At 48.3% G+C, this 4,421-nt stretch carries 3 protein-coding genes and 1 other RNA gene; all 4 read right to left on the bottom strand.

Annotated elements, in window-relative coordinates; translation table 11 throughout:
• Window positions 1-34: 34 nt before the first annotated feature.
• Window positions 35-132: signal recognition particle sRNA small type (ffs, locus tag ACRCZA_RS01750), an RNA gene on the bottom strand.
• Between the two features lie 819 nt (window positions 133-951).
• A complete protein-coding gene (locus tag ACRCZA_RS01745) occupies window positions 952-1,317 on the bottom strand; it encodes a ComEA family DNA-binding protein (protein ID WP_438672764.1) in 366 nt (121 codons plus the stop codon).
• A 147-nt stretch (window positions 1,318-1,464) separates the two neighbouring features.
• Window positions 1,465-2,673 carry a methionine gamma-lyase gene (megL, locus tag ACRCZA_RS01740; RefSeq protein WP_438672763.1) on the bottom strand — a complete coding sequence of 403 codons (1,209 nt, stop codon included), beginning with the start codon at window positions 2,671-2,673 and terminating at the stop codon, window positions 1,465-1,467.
• 432 nt (window positions 2,674-3,105) lie between these two features.
• Window positions 3,106-4,404, bottom strand: coding sequence for a TIGR01620 family protein (locus tag ACRCZA_RS01735; protein ID WP_438672765.1), 1,299 nt, complete (start codon window positions 4,402-4,404; stop codon window positions 3,106-3,108).
• Window positions 4,405-4,421: the final 17 nt, after the last annotated feature.

Genomic DNA, 4,421 nt, shown 5'->3' with positions numbered 1-4,421 from the left:
GTATAGCTGGGAAACCTGAGAGAGATTGGAGGTTCCCCTAGAGCCGACACCCCGGCACACGAGTCGCTTGCTGCGGTTGCTCCCTTCCGGGCCTGGCCGAGTTCACAAGTTATCATTGCGGGGGGACCCTAGGGTCACCATAACTTCAAGTCACATCCCATGTTAATATGAGAACGTCACTAGAACGAGGCGGATTATCCCCTATGCCACCCAAGGGATCAAGTGTTAATCCATGCGTTTGTCTGATATCCCGTTTAACTGGCCAATCTATAAACAAACCGTTCTATCGGCAACCTAACGCCGCCCGCTATGAGCACATCTCACATCCTGTTTAGTTCCTTTGAATTTCATAACCCCTAGGCATGGTTATAGCTGAAACCTATTTTTTTAGGTCAACCTCAGTATCTAAAGGCCCGCGCTTGCCGAATCCAAGGCCGAGAAGCTTGTAACATTAACAAGGACCCTTGAGTGACTTCTCACCGCCTTATCAGGCGATGCTTCTTGTTTCACAGGCTATCGCTCAACATATCGAGTCTTACGTAAGCCTCCACAAGCAGACACGACCGTCCAGCCGCGTTGATAACTTTAAACTGCTGCGCCATAACGGTTCCCTTGCCACAATCTGCTACTAGGCTATGTGGGGTCTTCTTGGTCAGTCAGTTGAAAATTAGTTTTATCTTCTGCACTTGGTTTTCGTTACAGACAATTGAGAGTATTGCATTTAAATTGCTATCGCAATTTCGACTGATATCACCGCCCGCATTGGCCGATGGTTTACGTCGATATTGCTAAATCGATTTCAACTCGTCGATTAATCGATAAAAAAGCCTGCAGTGATTAAGCTGTAGGCTTTTTATAACAACCACCCGATAGGTGTTTTATCTTAGCGATACTCGCCGTATGCAGGCTTGGGCAATAAGCTGACGCTCACTTAGCCTAAACAGCCGTCGCTTAAAGTTTAATTAAATGCCGATTTTGCTCAATCAATTTAACCCCAATTCCTGAAACATTGGCTAAATCATCAACCGAGGTAAATTTACCATTTTTAGTACGGTAATCCATAATCGCCTTCGCTTTAGCCACACCAATACCTTGCAGCAATTGCAACTCCTCAAAAGAGGCGGTATTGATATTGACTGGCGCTATCTGTGCACTGGTTTTTTTAACAACTGCGGCCGCTTCTTTAGGGGCCATTTTGGTTTGAGTCTGCAATTTTGTCGCATCTTTAACGGGATCTGCTGCCATCACGGGCACAGTTAACAATGCTGTAAAAGCAATCGCACTCACAATCGCGGATAAACGTTGGGTCGTCTTCATAATGATTCCTCTATTCCTTGATATTCGGCCTTTCGTCCTACTTCCGTGGCCTCCAATCAAAAATAGTCTAAGACGATGGTAATTTCCAAACCGCCAGAATAAATATGAATCACGATTTGCGCGATATGTTGAGTTACCAGAGGACAGTTAACTGTCCTCTGAAGGCACTAATCCTGTTAATGCGTGATTGAGATCGGCAATAATATCGTCACAATCTTCTAAGCCAACAGAGATCCGCAGTAAATTATCGCTGATCCCTGCCGCAGCTCTCGCCTCTGGGGTATAGGGCGAATGGGTCATCGATGCGGGATGCTGAATGAGCGACTCAGCATCCCCTAAACTCACTGCAATAGAGAACAAAGTTAACTGCCCGGTAAAAGCCATCGCTTGTTGTAAATCCGCCTTAAGTTCAAAGGCGATTACCCCCCCAGCACGTTTCATTTGCTGACCCATTAAACAGTAGCCCGGATGAGAGGGAAGCCCCGGGTAGTAAACCCGCTTTACGGCAGGGTGCTGTTCTAAAAACTGGGCGACACGTTCAGCGCTGTCACAATGGCGCTGCAACCGGACATCTAATGTTTTAAGCCCCCGTAAAATAAGCCACGCATCATGGGGCGAAATCACCGCGCCGAGATCCTTTAATATTTCAAATTTAATCTTATGGATCTGATCCTTAGTGGCGCACACTATGCCGGCAATCACATCACCATGGCCATTAAGATATTTAGTTGCACTGTGCACCACAACATCAATTCCTAGCGCTAGCGGGCGCTGCAGCAAAGGCGTCATAAAAGTATTGTCCACAATACTTAGCAGTTGATGACGTTTAGCCAGCTGAGCTATCGCTACTAAATCAAACACTTGGAGATGAGGATTCACTGGGGTTTCACAAAATATGACCTTAGTATTGGATTTTATTGCCGCTTCAATCTCGACTATCGAGCTAAAGTCCACTAAGGAGACCTCGATGCCAAAACGCGCTAATTGCTGAGTCATTAATGCAAAGGTGCAACCATACACCACATGAGAAGCGACTAAATGGTCGCCGCATTGTAGGTTTGCCAATAGCGCGGCTGAGACCGCGCCCATCCCCGACGCCGTGGCCGCACATGCCTCGGCCCCCTCTAACACCGCCATTTTACGCTCAAGCTCGCTGGTCGTTGGATTGCCCAAACGCGTGTAAATATACCCCGGATCTTCACCCGCAAAACGGGCACCGCCTTCGCGCGCAGACTCAAACACAAAAGTTGCCGTTTGATAAAGGGGAGTCACTAAGGCGCCAAAGGCCTCCCGCTCATGTCCGCCATGAATGACCTGAGTGGCCGCTTTCCAACTTTTGCCTGAGTTATCTTGCATCGCTCACTCCTGATAATTAGCCTTAAGCTTAGGCGTATAAGAAAATGATTTTTAAGCAGAACCTCTATGGTTAGAAGCATTCCAGCCATCACAGGATCAAACTGTTGCGCGATGTCATGACTTTCCCAACGACCAGAGTTTTTCCCAACGACCAGAGTTGCGCTATCGCACAAGTCCTACCATAACGCGCTCGCGCACTTAAGCCAGCAATCGAGCAAAAATTGCCGCCCGCCGCGTGTAATCAACTTGTTACAGTTGACTGTTTAGGGACACTTGCATCTAGCGCTATTTAGCGAGCGGACATGTCATTAGAATCTTTCACCGAATGAGGTGGGGAGGATGTCAAAAAAATGCGCTAAGGGACGGGTCCATTAGCGCATGGTTTGGGCATTTGTACGGCAATTGCATTGATGTGCCATTGATGAACAGCGGCTATTTGCGCAAGTTGTCCTTAACCGATTGAACGGGCTTATCATCAATCTCGGTAAATTGCCTCTTTAGGGCATCACGGCCAGCCTGAGTAAATAACTTACCTGAAAACTGTTTGAGCTCAATTAACAACTCCTGATGCACCTGAGATAATTTTGGCCGCTGCTCCTCCCTAAATACAATGGGCCGGCACAGGGCCATGGCTTGATATCCGAGGCGAGCAGTTAACATGCCCCCCCCCAAGCCTTGGGCTAAGCGGGCAGATAATTTGCCAGTCATTTCAACCGATAACAGCTGCGTGCCTAAATCGGTCACTAACTCACTGCTACCCGCATAGATAATGTTAATAATAATGCTACGAATAAGCCGAATTCGGCTCCAGTATCCTAGCTCAATGCCATAGCAGCGAGCCACGTCCTGCAGCATGCGTTGATTACGCCAGAGGATAATTGCCATATCAAGAACCGCCAGCGGGCTCGCCGCCAACAGCAGCGCTGATTCTGCCGCATACCTTCGCACAATTTTACGCGCCAGTTCGTCCCGCTCCGTCAGCACTAAATCCTCGAATAATAAGATTTTCTCAGCATCATTATGCTCAGCGGTTAATGACTTCTTAAATTGCTGCAATCCTTGGCTATCATCATAGTGACAAACAATTTGTTTGATAAAACCGTCGGCCTCCCCCATTTGCATGCTTTGACAAAGCCGCGCGCTGGTTGCTTGGTTATCCGCGACCTGTTTGAGGCGCTTAAGTTTACGATACTCCCCTAGCGCCCCGATGATGGCCCAAGTCAGCACAGTGCCGAGCACTATTGCATAAAAACCAAATAACCAAGGGCTATCAATCCAAGCGGATCTTAACCCCAACGCCGTTTGCACGAGCACCAATAGCACTAAACTCAGCATGGCAAGGCGCGCAGGCCAAGACCAACGACCTGATTGCCGAAGTTTAGGCGCAAGAGCATTCGCATTGAGCATGTTCGGCGCGTCAGACAAGGTCGCATCCACCAGCGCCTCAATATCGGTAAAATCTTGTACTGGCGTATCAGGGGCAAAGGCTTGGGCTCCTTTAAGCGCCTCTTGAGCGGCATTGAGCTTGGCCTCGTTTGCATCAAACACTTGCTGTTTTTTCAGCGAAACAGGCTGATTGGTTAACGGCTCAGATGGAGCCTTATTTTGCTCATTATCTTGGGCTAGGTAGCTTGCTTTCGCGAAAGGCGTGGCCAAGTCATCTGCAGTTTGCGCCACGGTGAGATTCTCAGTCTGGAGGTGTGTTGGCTGGACCGCTGGATGCTCCGTCATATCGGAAGACTTAAGGG

The organism is Shewanella sp. (assembly GCF_051658185.1).
Classification (GTDB): Bacteria; Pseudomonadota; Gammaproteobacteria; order Enterobacterales; family Shewanellaceae; genus Shewanella.
Note: the sequence above shows the minus strand (reverse complement) of the source record. Positions and strands in the feature narration are given on the sequence as shown.

Excerpts from the sequence above, each read along its gene's own strand:
- megL (WP_438672763.1), bottom strand. The coding sequence starts at position 2,673 with ATGCAAGATAACTCAGGCAAAAGTTGGAAAGCGGCCACTCAGGTCATT.
- ACRCZA_RS01735 (WP_438672765.1), bottom strand. The coding sequence starts at position 4,404 with ATGACGGAGCATCCAGCGGTCCAGCCAACACACCTCCAGACTGAGAAT.
- ACRCZA_RS01745 (WP_438672764.1), bottom strand. The coding sequence starts at position 1,317 with ATGAAGACGACCCAACGTTTATCCGCGATTGTGAGTGCGATTGCTTTT.